Below are 20,524 nucleotides of genomic sequence, written 5' to 3'. Positions count from 1 at the left end.
AGAATGAGTATCAAAGAAAACCTCCTATCATTAAAAAATACATTTGTCAATCCACATTGTCTTTTGGTGGCAGTCAGTAAGACCCATCCCGTAGATGCCATCAGGGTAGCATATGACCTTGGAGTTAGGGATTTTGGGGAAAACAAAGTACAGGAACTGGAAGAAAAACAAGCTGTGCTTCCCAAGGATATCCGTTGGCACTTTATCGGACACCTTCAGAGCAATAAAGTAAAGTACATTGCCCCGTTCATATATCTGATCCATGGCGTGGATTCCCTGAAGCTCCTCACAGAAATCAACAAACAGGCTGAAAAAGCAGACAGGGTTATCCATTGTCTACTACAGGTTTACATCGCAAAGGAAGATAGCAAGTTTGGCCTTGACGAAAATGAACTGGAGCAACTCGTCCAAAGTGAGGAAATAAAATCCCTTTCCAATGTGAAAATAATCGGATTAATGGGCATGGCAACTTTTACAGACAAGGAGGATGTTATAAGGCAGGAATTCCGGTTTTTGAAATCAATATTCGACAAATTAAAATCCAAGGAGCTTCCGTCAAACTTTGATTTGAAGGAAATCTCCATGGGTATGAGCGGGGATTATATCATTGCGCAGGAAGAAGGGAGTACCATGGTCAGGATCGGAACTGCCATTTTTGGCGAAAGAGAATACAAATAAAGATGAAAGTTAATTTTATTCAGATAGCTGCTATAGTTGGAGCACTTGCAGTTGGCATTGGGGCATTTGGTGCACATGGTTTGGAGCCGATTTTGGAATACAATGGAAGGTCGGACACCTTTGAAACGGCCGTCAAATATCATTTTTACCACGCCTTGACCATATTGGCAGTAGCTGTTTGGTATCATTTTCAACCAGAAAGAAAAATATTAGTGAAAGCCATGTGGTCCTTTCTATTAGGAATCCTCATTTTTTCAGGTTCGCTGTATGTCCTTTCACTGACCGGAATCACTTGGCTTGGCGCCATTACGCCTTTGGGCGGAGTTGCGTTTATTGTGGGTTGGTTGTTTTTGTTTTGGGCAGGAAAAAAACAAGGAATCTGATTTCAATGGAAATTAAAAAAACCATCCTCCCGTTATTCATCGCATTGTTCTTCCTCTCCCCTCTTTGGGGACAAGAAGCTGATTTCAGGGCTAAATACGCTGGCTTGGATAGTCTTCTCAATGAGAAATCATTTTTTGGAAATCACCTGACAGGATTCATTCTTTTTGAACCGGACAGCCAAAGGGTCATTTTTGAAAAAAACAGCCATATGAATTTCATCCCGGCTTCCACCACGAAACTCCTGACTTTCTATGGAAGTATCATGCTGCTGAATGACAGCCTACCTGCATTCCGCTATGTAGAAAACGGAAAGAAAATTACAATTTGGGGAACAGGCTATCCGGGATGGAAATACAGTAAACTCCCACAACCTGATATCGATGAATTTCTTACAAAATTTGATACCATCAATTTCTCTGACAAAAACTGGAAAGACGAAGCTTTTGGCTACGGTTGGCAATGGGACGATTATTATTATTCCTATTCTGTCGAGAAATCCCCATTTCCCATCTATGGAAATTTTGTCACTTTCTTGAATCAAAAAAGGGTCCCCAAGGCCAATATCCCCTCTTTTGGGAAAGTCTCCATCAACCCGGATAAAACAAACAAAGGCGTAGAAAGGCAATTGCATGAGAATGCCTTTTATTTCAATCCCGACACTTATACAGAAACCAAGTCTGAAATCCCTTTTATCACTTCGGCTGAGACATTTGCATTTTTAGCTGGGGAAGGACTGAAAAAAAGCATCACTGTTGCGGGTGAAAGTCTCCCAATGGATCATCAGGTGTTTTATGGAGCAGCCCTTGAACCGCTTTGGATAGAAATGCTTCAGGAAAGTGACAATTTCATTGCCGAGCAGCTGCTCTTGATGATGTCTGACAAACAGTTTTTGGACCTTAATTCGGAAAGAATTATTGAATATATTCAGAAAACTTATTTGTCGGATCTTGCTGACAGACCAAAATGGGTGGATGGTTCGGGTCTTTCCCGGCATAACCTGATTACGCCGCGTTCGATGGTTTCCCTTTTGGTCAAAATAGAAAAAGAGATGTCGAGAAATCAGGTCATGCAACTCCTCCCTCAGGGTGGTATCAGCGGCACATTGAAAAACAATTACAAAGCACGAACTCCTTACATCTTTGCAAAGACAGGTACCGTGGCCAACAACCATGCCCTTGTGGGCTATATCAAAGTTGACTCAGGAAAGGTGTATGCATTTGCCTTTATGAATAACAACTACCTCAACAAAGCCCCGGAAGTACGGAGAGAGATGGAAAAGGTCATGTTGTATATCAAGGAGAAATTCTAAACTCTTACATCCAATTTCGTTTTCTAGATATTTCTCATTTTGGAAAAAAAGTTACTTATCAATAGCTTAGAATAAAGAGATTTAATCTCAAACAAAATAACCTCAATTCAATGAACAAACGCCACTTTATAAAATCAGCCCTCCTTGGTGTCGGTACTTTACCTCTTGTTTCTTTCCTTCCCAAATCTGAGGACCCGAAAAAAAGTCTTCATCCAATGCCATTTGGTAAAGGTGATTTGGTCGGTTTGATCAGTCCTTCTGCCGCTACCTCAGAGCGTATTCAGTTTGAATTTGCAAAAGAGTCTTTGGAAGCTTTAGGCCTTCAGGTTAAACTTGGGGAAAACCTCAAAAACCGGAGAGGCCACCTTGCAGGTTCAGATCAGGAGCGCGCGGATGACCTCAACGGAATGTTTGCCAATCCGGAAGTCAAAGCCATCATCTGCATTCGGGGAGGTTCGGGCGCTGCGAGAATCCTGGACCTGATCGATTATGAAGTGATCAAAAAGAACCCAAAACCTATAATGGGTTACTCTGATATCACGGCCTTGCATTGTGCCATCCATTCACAGACAGGTTTGATCACTTTCCATGGACCTAACGGTACCGGAAGCTGGAACAATTTTAATGTCACCCAATTCGATCAAATATTTTTTGAAAAAACACTGCCTGTTTTTCAAAATGAACAAATAAAAGGTGACGACTTAATCGTGAAGCAAAACAGAATCCAAACCCTAATGGGAGGTAAAGCTTCGGGAAAGATCATGGGTGGAAACCTCACCGTGTTGAGTTCCTTGTCCGGGACACCTTATTATCCTGATTTCAAAGATGCTATCCTTTTTGTTGAAGATATCGGAGAAGATCCATATAAGATCGACAGGATGTTTAGCACATTAAAACTCAACGGGACATTGTCCAAGATCAAAGGATTCATTTTTGGGCAATGTACGGATTGCAATCCCGGAGGAGGATATGGTTCGCTGACTTTGGATGATATTTTGGATGACTATATCCTTCCTTTGAATATTCCATCCTACCGAGGTGCGATGATCGGGCATGTTGCGAAGCAGTTTATTGTTCCCTGCGGCGCAAATGTTGAAATGGATGCTGATGCTGGGACATTTACCTTGACTGAAGGTATTTTTAAATCTAAATAATCTTTACATGAAACCATTCGCACTCATTATTTTAATGATTTCAGGCCTTTATCTAGGCTGCATAGAAAAAGAAAAAACAGATATAATGGAAGAAAAAACATACACCTATCTGGCTTTGGGGGATTCCTATACAATAGGTGAGGGAGTCGAAGAATCAGGAAGATACCCAAACCAAGCTGTAGAAATCCTGAAATCAAAAGGTCTGATTTTTGATAAACCAACCATCATAGCAAAAACCGGGTGGACGACAGACGAATTGGACCAAGGTATTGAGGCAGGAGGGATCCAAGGAAAAACCTATGATTTGGTCACGCTTTTGATCGGAGTCAACAACCAATACAGGGGGCGACCTGTCTCTGATTACGAGACTGAATTCAGGAAAATGCTGACCAAAGCCATTCGATTTGCCAAAGGAAACCCAAAGCATGTCGTGGTTATTTCCATTCCCGATTGGGGAGTTACTCCTTTTGCAACTGACAGGGGTACAGACAGGGAAAAAGTAGCCAAGGAAATTGATGCTTACAATATGGCCAAAGAACGAATTTCCAAAGAATTGGGCGTGTATTACATCAATATCACGGAAGAATATAGAAAAATAGGCGCTTTGCCCGAAATGGTCGTCGAAGACAAGCTCCATCCAAGTGAATTGGTTTACAAATCTTGGGCAGAGAAACTGGCAAAAGTGATTCTCACTGATATGACCTTCTAAGGAAAATCGCATTTAGGACTTTTTAACTTTCTGAAGGGTAAAATCTTCAATTAAAAGAGTGGTAACCTTCGTCTTGGATCAAGAACAAACCAAATAGCATAAAAATGAAACGTCTTCTGATCTTCTCTTTTGGAATATTTCTCATTACAATATATTCCTGCAAATCCACTAAATTATCTGAAAACCAAAATACAGAAGAAAAAGTATTTTGGATAAACAGCACAAAACTTCCTTGTCAGGGAGTTGGCCCGATGACTTGCCTTCAGATACAGGAAAGTCCGGAAATTGAAGATGGAAAATGGAATAATTTCTACAGCAATATTGAAGGTTTTGAGTACAAGCCAGGTAACATATACCGCATCAAAGTTAGGGTAGAGCAACTCCCTCCCCCCATTCCAGCAGATGCATCAAGTCTCAGGTACACTTTGATAGAGGTAATTTCTGAGAAACCAGACCTTACTTTAAGCATTACTGGTATCTGGAAAGTGGAAAGTCTTGGCGAAATCCAAAACCCAAAGGGAATGGGGAAAGCGTTGACCATAGAGTTAAATGCCGCGGAAAGAGGTGTTTTAGGATTTTCAGGCTGCAATACCATAAGAGGCTTTATTTCCAAATTGACAGAGACAGAGATTGAATTTGGAAACCTGTTGAGTACCATGATGGCATGTTCCCAAACAGAAATGATTTTGGAAAGGGGGGTGACTCAGGCACTGGAAAAGGTCAAAAAATACAAGATTGAAAACAACAGGCTTTATTTAAACACAAGTGACGGCACTCGTTTGATGATATTACGAAAAGCGGATTAAAAAATCATAAAAAAAGCCGATAGCATTCTTTGCTATCGGCTTTACATTTGATATTTAAAATCACTTAGGTTTTAGGAAGCACATTTACTTTCAAAGATACCTTTTCGATAGGTTCTGAAGCATTGGAATAGATCCTGATAATAGGATTTTGTGTTCCCATTTTTCCTGCAGAGTTATAGACTACTTTCAGCTCTCCCGTTGCTCCGGGAGCAATGGCATCCTTAGGCCAGTTTGGAGCGGTACAACCACATGTAACTGCCACATTTTGGATTTTGAGAGGTGAATCCCCCGTGTTCTTAAAAGTAAAGACATGCTCCACTTTGTCACCTTGGGTAATGCTGCCAAAGTCTTTTTCTTTGACTTGGAACTCGATTACGGGTCCTTTTTGATCTTGCGAGTAAACGGTGAATGTCATCAGGACAGCCACCACGAATAAAAGGGTCTTTTTCATTTTTAATTGTATTTAGTTGTTATACTTCTAAATCATTTACATTAAGGTAAAATTTCGGATGAAAGTTCACCATAAACAGCTCTTTCTTTGCCCTCGTCATTGCTGTATAAAGCCATCGGATATAGTCTTGATTTACCATGTCTTCGGTCAGATAACCCTGATCTACAAATACGGCATCCCACTGTCCACCCTGTGCTTTATGACACGTCAATGCATACGCAAACTTGACCTGTAAGGCCGAAAGATAAGAATCTTTTTTTATCAATTCCATTCTTTCAGTCTTGTTTGCAACATCTGCATAATCTTCCGAAACCTGTCTGTACAATTCCCTGTATTGGTCCGGACTCAAAGCGGGATGTGGGCTATACAAGGTATCAAGGACTACTTTTGCTTCAAAATAAGGTTCATCGGGATAATCGATAAGCCTCAATTCCAAGGTAGCAAATCTCAGACCATACATTTCTTCAAATGACCTGATTTTGACTACCTCAGCAAAATCGCCGTTTGCAAGAAAGTTCACTTTCTCGGATTCTGCCATGTACACGTAATTGTTTTTGACTATCATGAGCATGTCTCCGGCAGCTATTTCATCCTCGTAAAAGTGAATGGTCCTTCTTATATATTGATTGTATTGGACGGCAGATTTATTTGATCTGGTAATGATCGTTGTATTTTCGATCCCGTATTTTTCATAGGCATACCGAAGACCATCTTCCAATCTTTCCCCGGTCATCCTATAAAAATCCCTGAACCCTGAAGTCACCATTTCAACAGAAGGTGTTTCTTTGGTGAGTGTTTGTCTAAGTTGTGTGGCATTATATAGAATCCCCGAAGTCAACTGCTGCCGCATTACCTCCTTCAACTCCACTTCATTTACCTCTAGTCTGAAGTTTCTGACTAAGTAATCTTTATCCAATCCAGGACTTGATGAACTTCCCACAGGGGGCAATTGGGCAATGTCTCCAACCAATATTAAAAGATTGCTTGATTCCTGAAATATAAATTGGATCAAATCCCGCAACAAACTCCGCCCTGAGGTGGAATCATCGGAAAGCATGGAAGCCTCATCGACAATAAACAGCGTATCTTTGAAATAATTTTTCTGAAGCAAAAATCCCTGTCCCAAATCACCCGCCTCCCCTTTAGGCTTATAGATGATTTTGTGGATGGTAAATGCTGCTTTATTGCTGTAGTTTCCCATAACTTTGGCTGCCCTTCCTGTGGGTGCAAGCAAAAGTGATTTGAGTTTGATCCTAGGGAGGGTTTTGACCAAGGCAGAAACAAGGGATGTTTTTCCCGTACCGGCATATCCCCTTAGCAAAAAAGTCTTACTTCCGGCAGACTTTAGGGTTAAAAATCCATCCATATGCATGAAAAAATCCATTTGACCCGATGTAGGCTCAAAAGGAAAATTTCTTTTTAATAAGGCGGAAGGCTTTAAAGTGTCTTGATTATCTTTACCCATCATCAGAGACGAAGCTAAGGCTAATATGACAATTTCGGAAAAGGAAGTTCATGAGAAATTTGGGGGCAGGTTGAGGACAAGAGTCAATGGGGTTTTGATACATGATGAAAAAATCCTGATGATCAAACATGACATGGGTAACGGAAAGTACTTTTGGAATGTCCCTGGAGGAGGAATGAAATATGGTAGCTCAAGCAGCGAAAACTTAAAGCGGGAATTTCTTGAAGAAACAGGTATTGAAATATCTGTTGAAAATTTTTTATGCAATTACGAATATTTAAATCCACCACTCCATGCGGTTGAACTTTATTTTGAAGTGAGGCAAACAGGAGGAAAACTGATAATTGGCAAAGATCCGGAGCTGCCAAATGACAAGCAGTTGATCACTGAAATACAGTTTCTCGACATCGATATATTGTCATCCATCAAAAATGAGGAGAAACACCGCCTTTTTTGGGGAATAAAATCCGTGAATGATGCGAGATTATGGAAAGGTTATTTTAATTTTGAAAATAATTCTATAAAATAGCATCTTGATTATACACCATCAACCTAATTAAAAGTTCTAATCAATCCAAAAAATGACACTATCCAGAATTTTATCGATTGTCTTCTTAATTTCCGCTCTTGCCCTTGGGTATTTCCTCTACAAAAGTGTGGACGATGTAATGCAGCAAGAAAAACTGATCATAGCTACCGAAGCTAGGATTATCGAAAAACTTCAGATGCTCAGAGATGCCCAAGTCGCATATTTGGCATCAAACGGCGTATATGCCGGAAACTGGAATGATTTAAAGAAATTTATCGAAGAGGGTAAAATCTGGCTTGTTCAAAGAACCGAAACAACCAAACTTCTTGAATACGGTAAAGAAGAAATTTCGGTTCAATATGACACCCTAGGATCCGTGGAAGTAATTGATTCCTTGTTCAATGAAAGGAAATATCCGAATTTCAATATTGATAACATGCATATTGTGCCGGGTTCAGGCGGAAAGCAGTTCGAGTTTTTTGCTGACAAAGTAGAAAGAACCCAAAGAGAAATCCCTGTATTCGAAATTAGGGATCCTGATCCAATCAACCCCAAAAGAAGACTGAACAACAAAGAAAAAGCACTTCGAGTTGGATCTAGAACTGATTCTTCTACTTCAGGTAACTGGGAGTAATTTTGGCCATCCAGACTGAATATAGTATCCAACAAAAAATTCAATGCGATAAATTTGATGCCCAAGCGGTGTCAAGTTTATCGCTTTTCTTATTTGATGGTTTTTATTTTTATTTTGCCAAAGACCAAAACGGGAAGATTTTAGCCATTCATAGCCAATCTTTCGAGAGTCCAAGGCTTTTGGCTTTCAAACTAAAGGACGAAAAACTACTTAAACTTGACGTTCCAATCAAAGTTTTTAATCACCTTGCCTCATTTTCTTTGGTACCTGGAGTAGTGTTTGAAAGTTCTTTGTCTTCGATTTTTCTTTTTTTTGCCGAAAAACCAAAGGAAAACACCCATGTATTCGAAACCACACTTTCGAGCAATAACCTCCATTTAGTAGGTAGCATTCATAAAGACTTGGCTGATATATTGTCTCAAGACAAATCAGATATCACTTTCCACCACGGTGCTTCCTCCTTCCTTTCCTTTGCAGTAAAAGAAAAATTCAACTTACTTAACCAAGAAATCATGGTTTTGGTACAAAAAGGATTTTTCTACCTAATAGCTTTCACCAATCAAGAACTATCGTTATTCAATAAATTTGAAATTCAAAACAAAGAAGATTTTTTAAAATACTTATTTGGAGTGGTACATCAACTCAATTTCAATAGGGCTTTTTGTCGGATTTCAGTGTTTGGTGATTCTATGCGTTATGGCATTGATGAACTTTGGGGGAATTTATATTTCAAAAATTTTAAAATCTCTACCCCATTTTCAAATATCCAGTACCATGAAGGTGCCGAGATTTTTCAAAAACCTGAGATATTTGAATCCTATTGGGAATTACCCTAAACTAACAACAGATGAAAAAAATTGCCCTGTTTCCAGGTTCATTTGATCCTTTTACCAAAGGCCACCATGATATTGTTTTAAGGAGTCTGAAGCTTTTTGATGAGGTAATCGTTGCTATCGGTTACAATTCTGCCAAAAAAAACAGGTATTTCGAAATTGACATAATGGTGGAAAAAATCAGCAGTCTTTATGTTGGAAATGATAGGGTAAAAGTTTTGGTATATAATGAACTCACCTCATCACTTGCAAAAACCCAAGGAGCAAATTTTTTGGTCAGAGGATTAAGAAATATAATTGATTTTGAATATGAAAATACTATCAGCCAGATGAACCGCAACCTCAATCCTGATTTGGAGACTGTTTTTCTGATCACTTCATCCAAGTATGCTGCTGTGAGTTCTACCATCATCCGTGAAGTCCACCGATACAATGGGGATGTATCAGAATATCTTCCCTATCAATTGTGAATTTTAGGGATAATTTTCAAAAATTGCTTATATAAATACCGCATAGAAGGATAGGAATTGACTAAGGCTGTTTTTGCTTCCTGATGTCCCATCCATCTTATGTCAACGATTCCCTCTTCTTTCTGAGGTTTCATGCCTGAATCATTGGTACTTTCCATAACATACCAATATGTCTTTTTCAAGATACTTTTCCTGTCTTGGGTATAGGTATGCCAAGTATTGATGATTTTGGGTCCAAGTTTGACTTTGATACCACACTCCTCTTCTACTTCTCTGAGAGCGCATTGAGCGGGAGTTTCTCCTTTGTCAAATTTTCCTTTTGGCAAATCCCATTTGCCCAACCTGAAAATGAAAAGTGCCTTATCATCTTTGACCACGATACCTCCTGCAGCCTTAATGACAGTAAACCTGCTTTTGATAAATGATTTCATCGCGGGTTTATCATTACAGACAAGGCTGACAGAATCGAGGTTTTTGAGTTTTCTTGTTCTTAGCAGATAAAGTAATTTGATGATCACATCTTTGGATGGTTCGACTATCAACACATCATCGTGAAATTCTCCTGTACCGGGAATATCAGCGGGGTGGTCATATACTACTTCAAAAGTTCTGTCTTTTGGAAGTTCCTCAGGAGTAAAAAGCTCAAGTGGTTTGTCGTTGATGAAAATTCTCATTTGATGAAAATCCTGTTCCTCGGTTTTGAATGTAAGTTGGCCAAAAATGCATAAAATTTTTAAGCCTGCACAATCCCCGCTTGGAATTTATACCTTAATTTTAGACCATGGAAATATTTGACAAAAAAACAGCCTCAGAAGTGGCTGCAAAGCTTTTGGAAATTGAGGCAATCAGACTTCAGCCAAACAATCCCTTTACATGGGCTTCGGGATGGAAATCTCCGATCTATTGTGACAACAGGTTAGCCTTATCCTATCCAAAAGTCAGGAAATTCATCAAAAACAAGCTCATTGAAGCGATACAGGAATATTTCCCCAATGTGGAAGCCATTGCAGGAGTAGCAACAGCCGGCATACCACAAGGTGCCCTTCTTGCCGACAAAATGGATCTTCCTTTTTTGTATGTAAGATCCAAGGCCAAAGGACACGGAATGGAAAATATGATTGAGGGAAAAGTCACTCCCGGTCAAAAAGTAGTAGTCATCGAAGACCTGGTATCCACCGGCGGAAGCTCTTTGAAGGCTGTGGCAGACTTGAAAGCTGCCGGTTTTGAGGTTTTGGGAATGATGGCGATTTTCACATATGGATTTGATGTAGCCAAGCAAAACTTTGAGGAGGCAGGAGTGAAATTGGTTTGTCTAAGTGATTATTCTTCAATGCTTCCCCAGGCTCTTGCAGATGATTTTATTGATGACTATACATTAGCCTCTCTTGTAGAATGGAGAAAAAATCCGGCTGAATGGCCTAAATAAAAATAGATTTGAGGGGAAGATTTTTAAAACTTCTCCTCTACTCCCAATCCAAACAAGGCAAAGTCATATTTTACAGGATCAACGGGATCAAACTCTCTGAGCTTTTTGGTAAGTTCCAAGGCAGTACCCCAATCCGTCTGCTTTCTGGTAATCAATCCCAATTTTCTTGCTACCCTATCTACATGTAGATCGCAAGGGCAAATCAGCTGATAGGGTTGGATGGTATTCCAAAGTCCAAAATCCACCCTTTTCTCATCTTTTCTCACCATCCATCTTAAAAACATATTCAACCGCTTACAAGCAGAATTTCGATCAGGAGTGGCGACATGCTTTTTGGTTCTGTTTGGAGCAAATGGATGCCGGAAGAAATACTGATGAAAATTCTTCAAAAGAATTGACATGATTTCTACATCTTCATTCCATCCAATGACAAAAGCACTTTCTAATGATTGATGTTCTTTGTAAAACGAAGAGAAAAACTGAATAAAATACAGCGTATCCAGATCATTGAAAGTTCGGTGCTTGAAATTCAAAAAAGGCTTCAGGTCTGATTCAGAATGATGAATCATGAATTGATATGGCGAATGATCCATCATTTCCAATAACTGAAGGCATTTGCTGATGATGGTTTTTCGCTGGCCCCAAGCCAAGGTGGCTGCAAAAAATCCCGCTATTTCAATGTCCTGTTTGCCAGTATATCGGTGTGGGATAGAAATAGGGTCGAGCTCAATAAATCCCAACCTATTGTATTGATCTGTTTTTTGATCCAAAAAAGATTTTAGATCCATCTTAGAGTGCCACTTTGACCTCTCCGCCCTGAATACCATCAAACCATTTAAAAGAAAGATTATTGTTTTCTTTTTCGGATAGATGCCAATCAAAACATTTAATGTTGGTCAGGGAAGTAAGGCTGTCTTCATCAGGATTATAAAGGCAGATATCAAAATCAGGCAATTCCTTGGAATCAGTGCTGTTCCATTTCTCAAGTATAATACCCTCTTCGATGAACCTGACCTTATTCCCAAAATAATGGTCCTGAAGGACTGAGGGCACTCCGTCTATCCTTCTTAACTGAAAGCAAGATGGTCCAAACATGATTTGTTTATACATTTTAGCCTCCAACAAACCATCTGTCTGAGGCAAAACAAGCCAATCAGAGTTCATTAGAATTTCAGTTTTTTTACCTTTTCTAATTCCGGCAAGAATACGCGACAATAAGGAAAAAATGTATGTTATCCCGATAAAGACCAATCCAAATGAAGCCAAAATGGGATATGTCAACACAAATATTGTGTTCCATATGAACCTGAAAAAATGATGGAATATCAGTTGGAATTTGTTCATGCAATATCAATAAGAAACCTCAACCGGAAATCTTGGATTAACCGCTCTAAGTTGGTCATATGCTGCTTTTGACAACTTCACCACTAGCTTGCTGTTGTCGCCTGTATCCGGAAGTTTTCCCACCACCCTTGCAAAAATAGTGATGTCATTTTCCTCGTTCCTTACTCTCATGATGGTACCCACAGGAGCTTCCTTGTGTAAGACAAGGTATTTTTTATGGTTGGCTGTTCCCTCTATGACTTCAGCTAATCCTGTTTCTTTGATGTTTTTATAAGCAGTACTTGCCTCAGAGTTACTTTCCGCTGATTTTGTAGTACTCAATGTGGCATTGGTTTTCTCATTGTTGATGATAACAGGAACGGAGGAAGTGACCACCGGAACGTTTGAATTTGCTTCTCTCCCTACTTTGAGTTTTTGCCCTATCGAAATGCTGTTTGAGCCCAATCCATTCCAAGATTGGATATCTTTTACGTTAGCATTATATTTTTGAGAAATGGAAAAAAGTGTTTCTCCCTGAACCACTGTATGGGTTATCCAATCACCTGGCAAATTTGTATTAATATTCGTCTTTACAGGAGCTGTTGAGTTTGTCGACGCAGGTATAGGCTCTTTTTTTATTTCAGGCTTGGCTTCTGTTATTGTTTTTGCCGGAGCAGGAGTCGTGGTTACAGCAGGAGTTGTTTTTTGCTCCTTGGGTAGTGCAGCAGGTAAAGTTTCCGCCTGCATAGGCGCTGGTTTTGGCTCTACACCTTTGATTACAAGAGATTGTCCCACACTCAGGTCAGCTCCTTGGAGGCTGTTCCAGCTCAAAATATCATTTACAGATACCCCATATTTTTTTGAAATAGAAAACATTGTTTCTCCGGGAATTACTTTATGAAGTGTTGAACCCGAAGGAATTGCTGATTTTGTGATAAAAGGAATTCTGATACGTTGACCTATTTTTATTCCTTCAGAAAGAAGCGGGTTGCTTTCGACAACATCGTTGACTGCTACTTGATACCTTCTTGATATCCCAAAAAGTGTTTCCTTTTCCTCAACCAAGTGGATGATAAATGTCTTATCCCCTACCTTTTCGATCCCTACTGAGTCCCTTGATACTAATTCTTTTGCATTGACCTGAAACCCAAAAGCCAGACAAAATCCTAAAATTGCAATCTTCTTCATGTATGTGTAACCTACTTATTTGCGTACAAAGTTCAGATTTATTTTTTCATTTGCAAGGAAACTTACACTTGCCAAGGACAATCTTTCCCATGGATCATCAACGGTTAAACTTAGGTTTATTATAGGAATAAAGGCAAAAAAAATGAAAATGGAATATCTTTTTCCTTCAATAAAAACTTGTTTAGGAATCCTTCAAAATTCAATTTCCTTGTATATGATCCTTGAATAAAGAAATCCGCCGGTAATTATTTTGGCAACGGAAAAATCAATCCTCCATCCATCAAACCATTACCCCCCTTGTATCAAAAGAATATTTTACCTGAATGATTTGGATTTATTTAATATCTAGAAAACAAAATTTGTCCCTATGAAAAAAAGAATACTAACCCAAATGGGCTTTCTGAGTTTGTTGATACTGCTGATGTTCCCCTTTCAACCGGCGTTGTTTGCCCAGAAGGTGGACATGGATCAGTTCAAATCCATGAAAGCCAGAAGTGTGGGGCCTGCTGCCATGAGCGGTAGGATCACAGCCATAGATGCGGTTGATGAAAATCCTCAAATTATTTATGCCGGTTCAGCGTCAGGTGGGCTTTGGAAATCCACATCCGGTGGAATCACCTGGACTCCGATATTTGATGAAGAAAAAGTACATTCTATTGGCGCAATTTCCATTTATCAAAAAAACCCAAACATCATTTGGGTTGGAACAGGTGAAGGAAATCCAAGAAACTCTCTCAACATGGGTCTTGGTGTTTACCGATCCATGGATGCAGGACAGACTTGGCAGGCTATGGGACTTGAGAAGACCAAAGCTATCCACAGGATCATCGTGCACCCTGATGACCCCAATACAGTATACGTCGGGGCAATAGGTTCTCCATGGGGAGAACAGGAGGACCGTGGCCTGTACAAAACCACCGATGGTGGTAAAACCTGGAAAAAAATCCTTTACATAGATACCAAAACAGGTGTTGGTGAAATGATCATGGATCCGAATAATCCCAACAAGATTTTTGTCAATATGTGGGAACACAGAAGATATCCTTGGTTTTTCAAATCAGGAGGTCCTTCTTCAGGACTTCATGTTACCATCGACGGAGGAGAAACCTGGAAAAAACTGGATGACAAAAATGGTTTGCCAAAAGGTGATCTTGGCAGAATGGGACTGGCCATGTCCAAAGCCAACAGTCAAAAGGTTTATGCTTTGATTGAGTCTTCCAAAAATGCATTATATGTATCTGAGGACGGTGGAAGCAACTTTAAGTTGGTCAATGACAAAGCCGAGATCGGAGACAGGCCTTTTTATTATTTTGAAATCCATGCAGATCCAAAGAATGCTGACCGTATCTATACGCTATATTCAAGAGTAGGAATAAGTGAGGATGGTGGTCGTTCATTTACACAAATGCTATCCTATGAGGGTGTTCATCCAGATCACCACGCTTGGTATATCAATCCGAACGATCCAAAATTGATGATTGATGGAAATGATGGGGGATTGAATATTACCCGTGACGGAGGGAAAACCTGGTATTTTGCTGAAAATATTCCCGTTGGGCAATGGTACCATGTCAATGTAGACAATGAAGTACCTTACAATATTTATGGCGGACTTCAAGACAATGGCAGCTGGGTTGGTCCAGCATATGTTTGGAGAAGAGATGGGATCAGAAACACTTACTGGCAAGAAATCATGTTTGGCGATGGATTCGATGTAGTACCAGATCCTGCTGATTCAAGATACGGATACGCCATGTCCCAAGGAGGAAATGTAGGACGATATGACAAAGAAACAGGGCATACAAGAACTGTCAGACCGACCCATCCTGACAAGGATGTCTTTTTGAGATTCAACTGGAATGCGGCAATTGCGCAAGATCCCCATAGCAACACCACGGTTTATTATGGAAGTCAGTTTTTGCACAAAAGCAGTAACCGTGGCGAAACCTGGGAGGTTATTTCTCCAGATTTGACTACCAATGATCCTGAAAAACAAAAGCAACAAGAAACAGGCGGTTTAACCTTTGATGTGACTGGCGCAGAAAATCATACCACCATCATTGCCATTGCTCCAAGCCCGGTGGATCCAAATGTGATATGGGTTGGTACAGATGACGGAAATGTACAGGTAACCAAAGACGGTGGAAAAACCTGGACCAATACAGCAGCCAAGCTTACCGGACTTCCAAAAGCAAGCTGGATTCCTCAAATCCAAGCCTCCAAATACGATGCAGGCGAAGCTTGGATCATTGCGAATAACTACAGGAACAATGATTTCTCCGCATATGCCTATAGAACCAAAAACTATGGTACGTCTTATGAAAGGATTGCTGATGACAGCAAAGTCTGGGGTTATACATTATCCATTGTTCAAGACCCTGTTGAACCAAATCTGGTTTTCTTGGGAACAGAATATGGTCTTTATGTGAGTTTTGACAATGCCAAAACATGGAACCAATGGCGACATGGTTATCCAAATGCTGTTTCTACCTATGATATGGTCATTCAGGAAAGAGAAGCAGACTTGGTGATCGGAACCTTTGGAAGGTCAATTTATGTCCTTGATGATATCAGACCTTTAAGGGAATTTGCGAAAAATATGGGAAAAACCCCTACAAATAAGCTTACCGCTATCTCCTCACCTGATGCCTACCAAGCAGAAATCCATCAACCTCATGGTGAAAGATTTCCTGCTGATGGTAAATATGCAGCTGAAAACAGGGATTTTGGCGGAAGGTTGAGTTTTATTCTCAATGATCCCGGCAAAGAAAAACTTGATTCAGTAGTAGTATCTATTTTCAATGAACAAGGTGAACAGATCCGAACAATCAAGCGACTTCCAAATCAAGGAGTAAATAGGGTTTCTTGGAATCTTGACAGAAAGTCCTCAGTTGAAACACCTTCATTTGGTGGCGGTGGCGGAGGCCAAGGTGGTAGGTCCCGTGGATTCTATGAAGCCAGTGCCGGCGATGCATTACCCGGCAAATATAAAATAGTATTCAAATATGGAGAAGACACGGCCGAAACTTCTATCATGGTGTATTCAGACCCTAGAATCCAACCAAACTTGGCGGACCTGAAAGCAAGAGAGGAATTTATCAAACAGACCGAGGCCCTTACTGGAGAGGTCATGAAAGCAACCAGACAATTGGATGATGCCAAAAAAACTATAGACAAGCTATTGGCTTATGCCAAAGATGTGGATAATGAGGAAGTGAAAGCTTTGGTCAAATTAGCCAATGAAACGAAAAAGAAAGTGGATTCTACAAGGGAAGAATTCTACGGACCAACAAGAGAAGGCCAGGGAATTGTGCGAAACCTTTATCCAAGCACCATGACTAGGCTGTATGCCCCAAGGAGTTATGCCAATTCTTCAAACTCTGCTCCTGGACCAACTGAAATGAGGTTATTGCAACAGGCTAAAGAAAGTGCAGAGTCCGCAATGAAAGTCTGGACTGATTTCTTCGAAAATGACTGGAAGCAATTTGAGGAAAAAGCAAAAGCCACTCAGATTGATATCTTCAAGGAAATCGAAAAAGTTGAGATAAAGTAAAAGCAACTTATCCTTAAAACGAAAAACACCCGGCCAAATGGCCGGGTGTTTTTCGTTTATAGTCAAATGGGAAAATCATTTGCCATAATGGTCCTGATAATATTTTTGGTAATTCCCCGAGGTCACATTATCAAGCCAAGTTTCATTCTCCAAATACCATTCTATGGTTTTACTGATTCCTTCCTCAAACTGAAGACTTGGCTCCCATCCTAGTTCTTTCTGAATTTTGGAAGCATCTATGGCATACCTCAGGTCATGTCCTGCCCGGTCTTTGACATAAGTGATGAGTTTTTCGGAGGTTCCTTTTTCCCTTCCGAGTTTTCCATCCATCTTTTGACAGAGAAGCTTCACAATGTCAATATTCATCCACTCATTAAAGCCGCCGATATTGTAAGTTTCTCCACTCTTACCATTGTGAAATACCATGTCAATGGCTCTGGCGTGGTCGACGACATATAGCCAATCTCTGATATTTTCACCCTTTCCATACACCGGGAGAGGTCGGTTATTTTTTATATTGTTGATACAAAGCGGTATCAACTTTTCGGGAAATTGGTTTGGCCCGTAATTATTGGAACAGTTGGTAATGACTGTTTTTAATTTGTAAGTATTGCTGTAAGCCCTTACAAAATGATCCGAGGCTGCTTTTGAAGCTGAATAAGGAGATTGAGGATCGTAAGGTGTAGTTTCAGTAAAGAATCCGCCATGATCCAAGGACCCATAAACCTCATCTGTAGAGACATGGTAGAAAAGGTGGTTTTCCAGATTTTTCCAATATGACTTGGCGACATTCAGTAGATTTACGGTGCCGATGATATTTGTTTTGACAAATGCCAAAGGATCGGTAATAGACCTGTCCACATGGGACTCTGCTGCCAAATGGATCACGTCTGTGATTTGATGTTTTTCAAAAACCGAAGTCAAGGCCTCCACATCCAAAATATTCACTTTCTCAAAAGTGTAATTTTTAGAATTTTCAATCTCGCTAAGATTTTCAAGATTGCCGGCATAAGTCAGACAATCGAGGTTGATGATATGATACTCAGGGTATTTTTGGACAAAAAGCTGCACAACATGACAGCCAATAAATCCTGCGCCTCCAGTGATGAGGATGTTCTTTTTCATACTTGCGAATTGAAAAGTTGGAAAATTGGAGTAGAGACAATTCCTTTCTCCAAAGCTTATTGATTAACAGCGAATTACTTGAACAGGTTTATTTCCCGTAGGATTTTTTATACCAAGCTACAAATTTTGCAACGCCATCTTCTACCGAGGTCTGTGGCTGATATCCGGTATCACGTTTAAGATCGGTGACATCAGCATAAGTAGAAGGCACATCTCCCGGCTGCAAAGGAAGCATGTTTTTGATGGCTTCTTTTCCCATGGCTTTTTCAAGGGCACCGATATAATCCATCAATTCCACAGGTTGGGAATTGCCAATATTATATACTTTAAAAGGGGCATAAGATGATCCCGGATCAGGATCTTGGCCTGTCCATTCCGGATTTGGCTTGGCAGGTCTATCAGCTACCCTGATAATTCCTTCTACTATATCATCAATATAGGTGAAATCCCTTTTCATTTTTCCATGGTTAAAGACCTGAATCGGTTGTCCTTTTTCTATGGCTTGTATAAACAAAAACAAAGCCATATCCGGTCTTCCCCAAGGTCCATAAACCGTAAAGAACCTCAGTCCTGTAGTCGGAATATTGAACAAATGGCTATAGGTATGCGCCATCAATTCGTTTGATTTTTTGGTAGCGGCATACAAACTTACAGGATGGTCAATGTTGTCAGAAGTTGAAAAAGGCATCTTGGTATTGGCCCCATATACCGAACTGGAAGAAGCATAGACCAAATGTTTGACAGGATATGCCCTGCAAGCTTCAAGTATGTTCAAAAATGATTGAATGTTGGCAGTGATATAGGCATCAGGATTGGTCAGTGAATATCTTACTCCAGCTTGTGCAGCAAGATTGATGACTACATCAATTTTTTCCTTTTCAAAAATATCCATCAAAACAGCCTTATCTGCAAGGTCCATTTTATAAAATGAATATTCAGGATATTTAGAAGAGACTGCTTTCTTGTTATCAGAAACATTTCCCCTGTCGATTCCACATTCGGCAAGCCTTTGATACTTCAGGTTGACATCATAATAATCATTGATATTATCAACCCCTACTACAGACTCTCCCCTATTAAGAAGATACAACGCGACATGGAAGCCGATAAAACCTGCAGTACCTGTAACAAGATATTTCATTTCCTTTTGCTTAATTTAATTGCTAAAAAACGAATAAAATTTAAATTAATTTACCTAAGTCCTCTTTATTTCTAAGGATTTTTACTTTTAACAAATTTAATTTCCTTCGATTAAGTGCAAAGAATATTGATATTCCTTCAAAATCAACTGATGCATTTTCTTCCTCTGATACTTTTCCTCCACTTCAGCGTACAAATTATCTGCCAATTGCTGCATAAAATCACGCTTGACATAGGCAAATTCCAAAGCGTCTTTTAAAACCTCTTTGTTTTTAACAGGAAATACCAATCCTGTTTTTTTGTTGGTCACGATGTCGGTATTTCCGATGATGTCCGAACAAATAATCGGAACCTGCATGGCACCGGCTTCCAAAAGCACATTGGGAAATCCTTCTCTGTGCGACGGGTGAACCAAAACATCAGCCAATGCAAGGTAATGCGCGACATGATCTGTCCATTCGATTTGGACAATTCTTGGATGGTCTTTGATCTTTCGGACTATTTCCTCATCTATTGGATTTAGATCCTGTTCAAAAGAACCGAGTAATACAAGCTTAGACCTTTCGGAGATTTTTGATTCCAAAAACGCAGTGACGAGTTCCTCTATTCCTTTGTCCTTCACCAGCCTTCCAACGGCAAGGATGATATATTCATTGTCTCCGGGCATGATTCTCATGGTAGCTGCTACGAGGTGGTTTTCTTTCAAGACCCCACGGTTAAATTTCTCCAAATCAATGCCATTAGAGGAACCAAATCCAATTACCTTCAATTTTTCCTGTCCGACCAATTCTTCTTCGACAATGAATTTTTTCAAAGAAGGGGAATTAGGCCACACTTGGGTTGCCCATGAATAGGTAAGCTTTTCGATATTGACAAGAAGGCTCTTTTTCTGCTTTTCGGCCACCATATACGGCAAGCCGGCTACAGTATGAATCCTTGTTTTGACCCCTGCCATTTTAGCTGCCAACATTCCCAACAACCCAGCTTTTGGAGTATGGGTATGGACAATATCAGGCTTTTCTTTTTTGATCAGATTGTAGAGCTGCCACAAGCAGACGAGGTCATGAAACGGAGTGATTTTTCGTGTAAAAGGAATCACAACATGCTGGCATCCTTCCTTTTTGACTACCTCATTTATTTCTTTGCCATCAGCACTGACCATCAATACCTCCCATCCGGCATCCTTCATGAACTTCATTTGTCCTGAAAGTAAAAGCTTTAATGAAATAGGTACTGTGGTGATTCGGATGATTTTTGACATTCAGTTTTTTGCGTTTAAAATGCCAAATATAACTTTTTATTGCTTTGGGACAGGAAAAAATCTCAAAAAAGTCAAAAGGATTGTTT

The 20,524-nt window shown here is 40.0% G+C and carries 21 protein-coding genes; 12 read left to right on the top strand and 9 right to left on the bottom strand.

From position 1 onward, the window contains the following. The first annotated feature begins 3 nt into the window (after positions 1 to 3). The 6 genes from NU887_RS03440 (at position 4) to NU887_RS03415 (ending at position 5,040) form a co-directional block, all read left to right on the top strand. Positions 4 to 678 (top strand): YggS family pyridoxal phosphate-dependent enzyme, encoded by a 675-nt coding sequence (locus tag NU887_RS03440; RefSeq protein ID WP_258421948.1) that lies wholly within the window; start codon positions 4 to 6, stop codon positions 676 to 678. A gap of 2 nt (positions 679 to 680) precedes the next feature. Then, complete coding sequence (locus NU887_RS03435) at positions 681 to 1,061, top strand: DUF423 domain-containing protein (protein ID WP_258421947.1); 381 nt, start codon at positions 681 to 683, stop codon at positions 1,059 to 1,061. Positions 1,062 to 1,066: 5 nt separating this feature from the next. After that, positions 1,067 to 2,371: a D-alanyl-D-alanine carboxypeptidase gene (locus tag NU887_RS03430; protein ID WP_258421946.1), complete on the top strand. Its 1,305-nt coding sequence runs from the start codon at positions 1,067 to 1,069 to the stop codon at positions 2,369 to 2,371. Positions 2,372 to 2,481: 110 nt separating this feature from the next. After that, positions 2,482 to 3,525 (top strand): S66 peptidase family protein, encoded by a 1,044-nt coding sequence (locus NU887_RS03425; RefSeq protein ID WP_258421945.1) that lies wholly within the window; start codon positions 2,482 to 2,484, stop codon positions 3,523 to 3,525. 7 nt (positions 3,526 to 3,532) lie between these two features. Next, positions 3,533 to 4,234, top strand: coding sequence for an SGNH/GDSL hydrolase family protein (locus NU887_RS03420; RefSeq protein ID WP_258421944.1), 702 nt, complete (start codon positions 3,533 to 3,535; stop codon positions 4,232 to 4,234). A gap of 104 nt (positions 4,235 to 4,338) precedes the next feature. Beyond that, on the top strand, positions 4,339 to 5,040 hold the full coding sequence (locus tag NU887_RS03415; protein WP_258421943.1) for a DUF4377 domain-containing protein: 702 nt from the start codon (positions 4,339 to 4,341) through the stop codon (positions 5,038 to 5,040). A 64-nt stretch (positions 5,041 to 5,104) separates the two neighbouring features. On the opposite strand, the gene NU887_RS03410 is transcribed toward NU887_RS03415, so the two are convergent. Both NU887_RS03410 and NU887_RS03405 read right to left on the bottom strand, forming a co-directional pair. Further along, on the bottom strand, positions 5,105 to 5,491 hold the full coding sequence (locus NU887_RS03410) for a DUF1573 domain-containing protein (protein ID WP_258421942.1): 387 nt from the start codon (positions 5,489 to 5,491) through the stop codon (positions 5,105 to 5,107). A 19-nt stretch (positions 5,492 to 5,510) separates the two neighbouring features. Beyond that, positions 5,511 to 6,956: an ATP-dependent DNA helicase gene (locus tag NU887_RS03405; RefSeq protein ID WP_420839710.1), complete on the bottom strand. Its 1,446-nt coding sequence runs from the start codon at positions 6,954 to 6,956 to the stop codon at positions 5,511 to 5,513. A 25-nt stretch (positions 6,957 to 6,981) separates the two neighbouring features. Here NU887_RS03405 and NU887_RS03400 point away from each other — a divergent pair, with 25 nt between their 5' ends. Genes NU887_RS03400 through coaD form a run of 4 tightly spaced genes read left to right on the top strand, consistent with a single transcriptional unit; the run spans position 6,982 to position 9,422 of the window. After that, the gene (locus NU887_RS03400) at positions 6,982 to 7,485 is read left to right on the top strand and encodes an NUDIX domain-containing protein (protein ID WP_258421940.1); all 504 of its coding nucleotides are present in this window, start codon (positions 6,982 to 6,984) and stop codon (positions 7,483 to 7,485) included. A gap of 52 nt (positions 7,486 to 7,537) precedes the next feature. Next, entirely contained in the window at positions 7,538 to 8,119 is a 582-nt protein-coding gene (locus NU887_RS03395) for a hypothetical protein (RefSeq protein WP_258421939.1), read from the top strand. 2 nt (positions 8,120 to 8,121) lie between these two features. Beyond that, positions 8,122 to 8,955, top strand: coding sequence for a DUF3822 family protein (locus tag NU887_RS03390; RefSeq protein ID WP_258421938.1), 834 nt, complete (start codon positions 8,122 to 8,124; stop codon positions 8,953 to 8,955). Between the two features lie 11 nt (positions 8,956 to 8,966). Next, the gene (gene coaD / locus NU887_RS03385) at positions 8,967 to 9,422 is read left to right on the top strand and encodes a pantetheine-phosphate adenylyltransferase (RefSeq protein WP_258421937.1); all 456 of its coding nucleotides are present in this window, start codon (positions 8,967 to 8,969) and stop codon (positions 9,420 to 9,422) included. Here coaD and NU887_RS03380 read toward each other — a convergent pair. Then, a complete protein-coding gene (locus NU887_RS03380) occupies positions 9,413 to 10,096 on the bottom strand; it encodes an NUDIX hydrolase (protein ID WP_258421936.1) in 684 nt (227 codons plus the stop codon). The genes coaD and NU887_RS03380 overlap by 10 nt on opposite strands. A 107-nt stretch (positions 10,097 to 10,203) precedes the next feature. Between NU887_RS03380 and pyrE the strand changes: the two genes are divergently transcribed. Continuing rightward, entirely contained in the window at positions 10,204 to 10,848 is a 645-nt protein-coding gene (gene pyrE, locus NU887_RS03375; protein ID WP_258421935.1) for an orotate phosphoribosyltransferase, read from the top strand. A gap of 23 nt (positions 10,849 to 10,871) precedes the next feature. Here pyrE and NU887_RS03370 read toward each other — a convergent pair whose 3' ends face one another. From NU887_RS03370 to NU887_RS03360, 3 genes are all read right to left on the bottom strand, one after another. Further along, the gene (locus NU887_RS03370) at positions 10,872 to 11,636 is read right to left on the bottom strand and encodes a TIGR02757 family protein (protein ID WP_258421934.1); all 765 of its coding nucleotides are present in this window, start codon (positions 11,634 to 11,636) and stop codon (positions 10,872 to 10,874) included. A gap of 1 nt (position 11,637) precedes the next feature. Then, on the bottom strand, positions 11,638 to 12,012 hold the full coding sequence (locus NU887_RS03365) for a hypothetical protein (RefSeq protein ID WP_338080962.1): 375 nt from the start codon (positions 12,010 to 12,012) through the stop codon (positions 11,638 to 11,640). 186 nt (positions 12,013 to 12,198) lie between these two features. Beyond that, positions 12,199 to 13,359, bottom strand: coding sequence for a LysM peptidoglycan-binding domain-containing protein (locus NU887_RS03360; RefSeq protein ID WP_258421932.1), 1,161 nt, complete (start codon positions 13,357 to 13,359; stop codon positions 12,199 to 12,201). A gap of 391 nt (positions 13,360 to 13,750) precedes the next feature. Here NU887_RS03360 and NU887_RS03355 point away from each other — a divergent pair, with 391 nt between their 5' ends. After that, positions 13,751 to 16,912, top strand: a complete 3,162-nt coding sequence (locus tag NU887_RS03355) for a VPS10 domain-containing protein (RefSeq protein WP_420839709.1) — start codon at positions 13,751 to 13,753, stop codon at positions 16,910 to 16,912. 75 nt (positions 16,913 to 16,987) lie between these two features. Here the strand turns inward: NU887_RS03355 and rfbB are convergent, their stop codons facing one another. The 3 genes from rfbB to NU887_RS03340 all read right to left on the bottom strand — a co-directional run bounded on the left by rfbB (position 16,988) and on the right by NU887_RS03340 (position 20,438). Beyond that, positions 16,988 to 18,037, bottom strand: coding sequence for a dTDP-glucose 4,6-dehydratase (gene rfbB / locus NU887_RS03350; RefSeq protein WP_258421930.1), 1,050 nt, complete (start codon positions 18,035 to 18,037; stop codon positions 16,988 to 16,990). Between the two features lie 88 nt (positions 18,038 to 18,125). Then, the gene (locus NU887_RS03345) at positions 18,126 to 19,178 is read right to left on the bottom strand and encodes an NAD-dependent epimerase (RefSeq protein WP_258421929.1); all 1,053 of its coding nucleotides are present in this window, start codon (positions 19,176 to 19,178) and stop codon (positions 18,126 to 18,128) included. A 96-nt stretch (positions 19,179 to 19,274) separates the two neighbouring features. Beyond that, on the bottom strand, positions 19,275 to 20,438 hold the full coding sequence (locus NU887_RS03340; RefSeq protein ID WP_258421928.1) for a glycosyltransferase family 4 protein: 1,164 nt from the start codon (positions 20,436 to 20,438) through the stop codon (positions 19,275 to 19,277). Positions 20,439 to 20,524 lie beyond the last annotated feature (86 nt).

The sequence above is a fragment of the Aquiflexum gelatinilyticum genome, assembly GCF_024741135.1.
GTDB classification, from domain to species: Bacteria; Bacteroidota; Bacteroidia; order Cytophagales; family Cyclobacteriaceae; genus Cognataquiflexum; species Cognataquiflexum gelatinilyticum.
The sequence above is the reverse complement of the archived record's forward strand: the minus strand, read 5'-3'. Positions and strand labels throughout refer to the sequence as shown.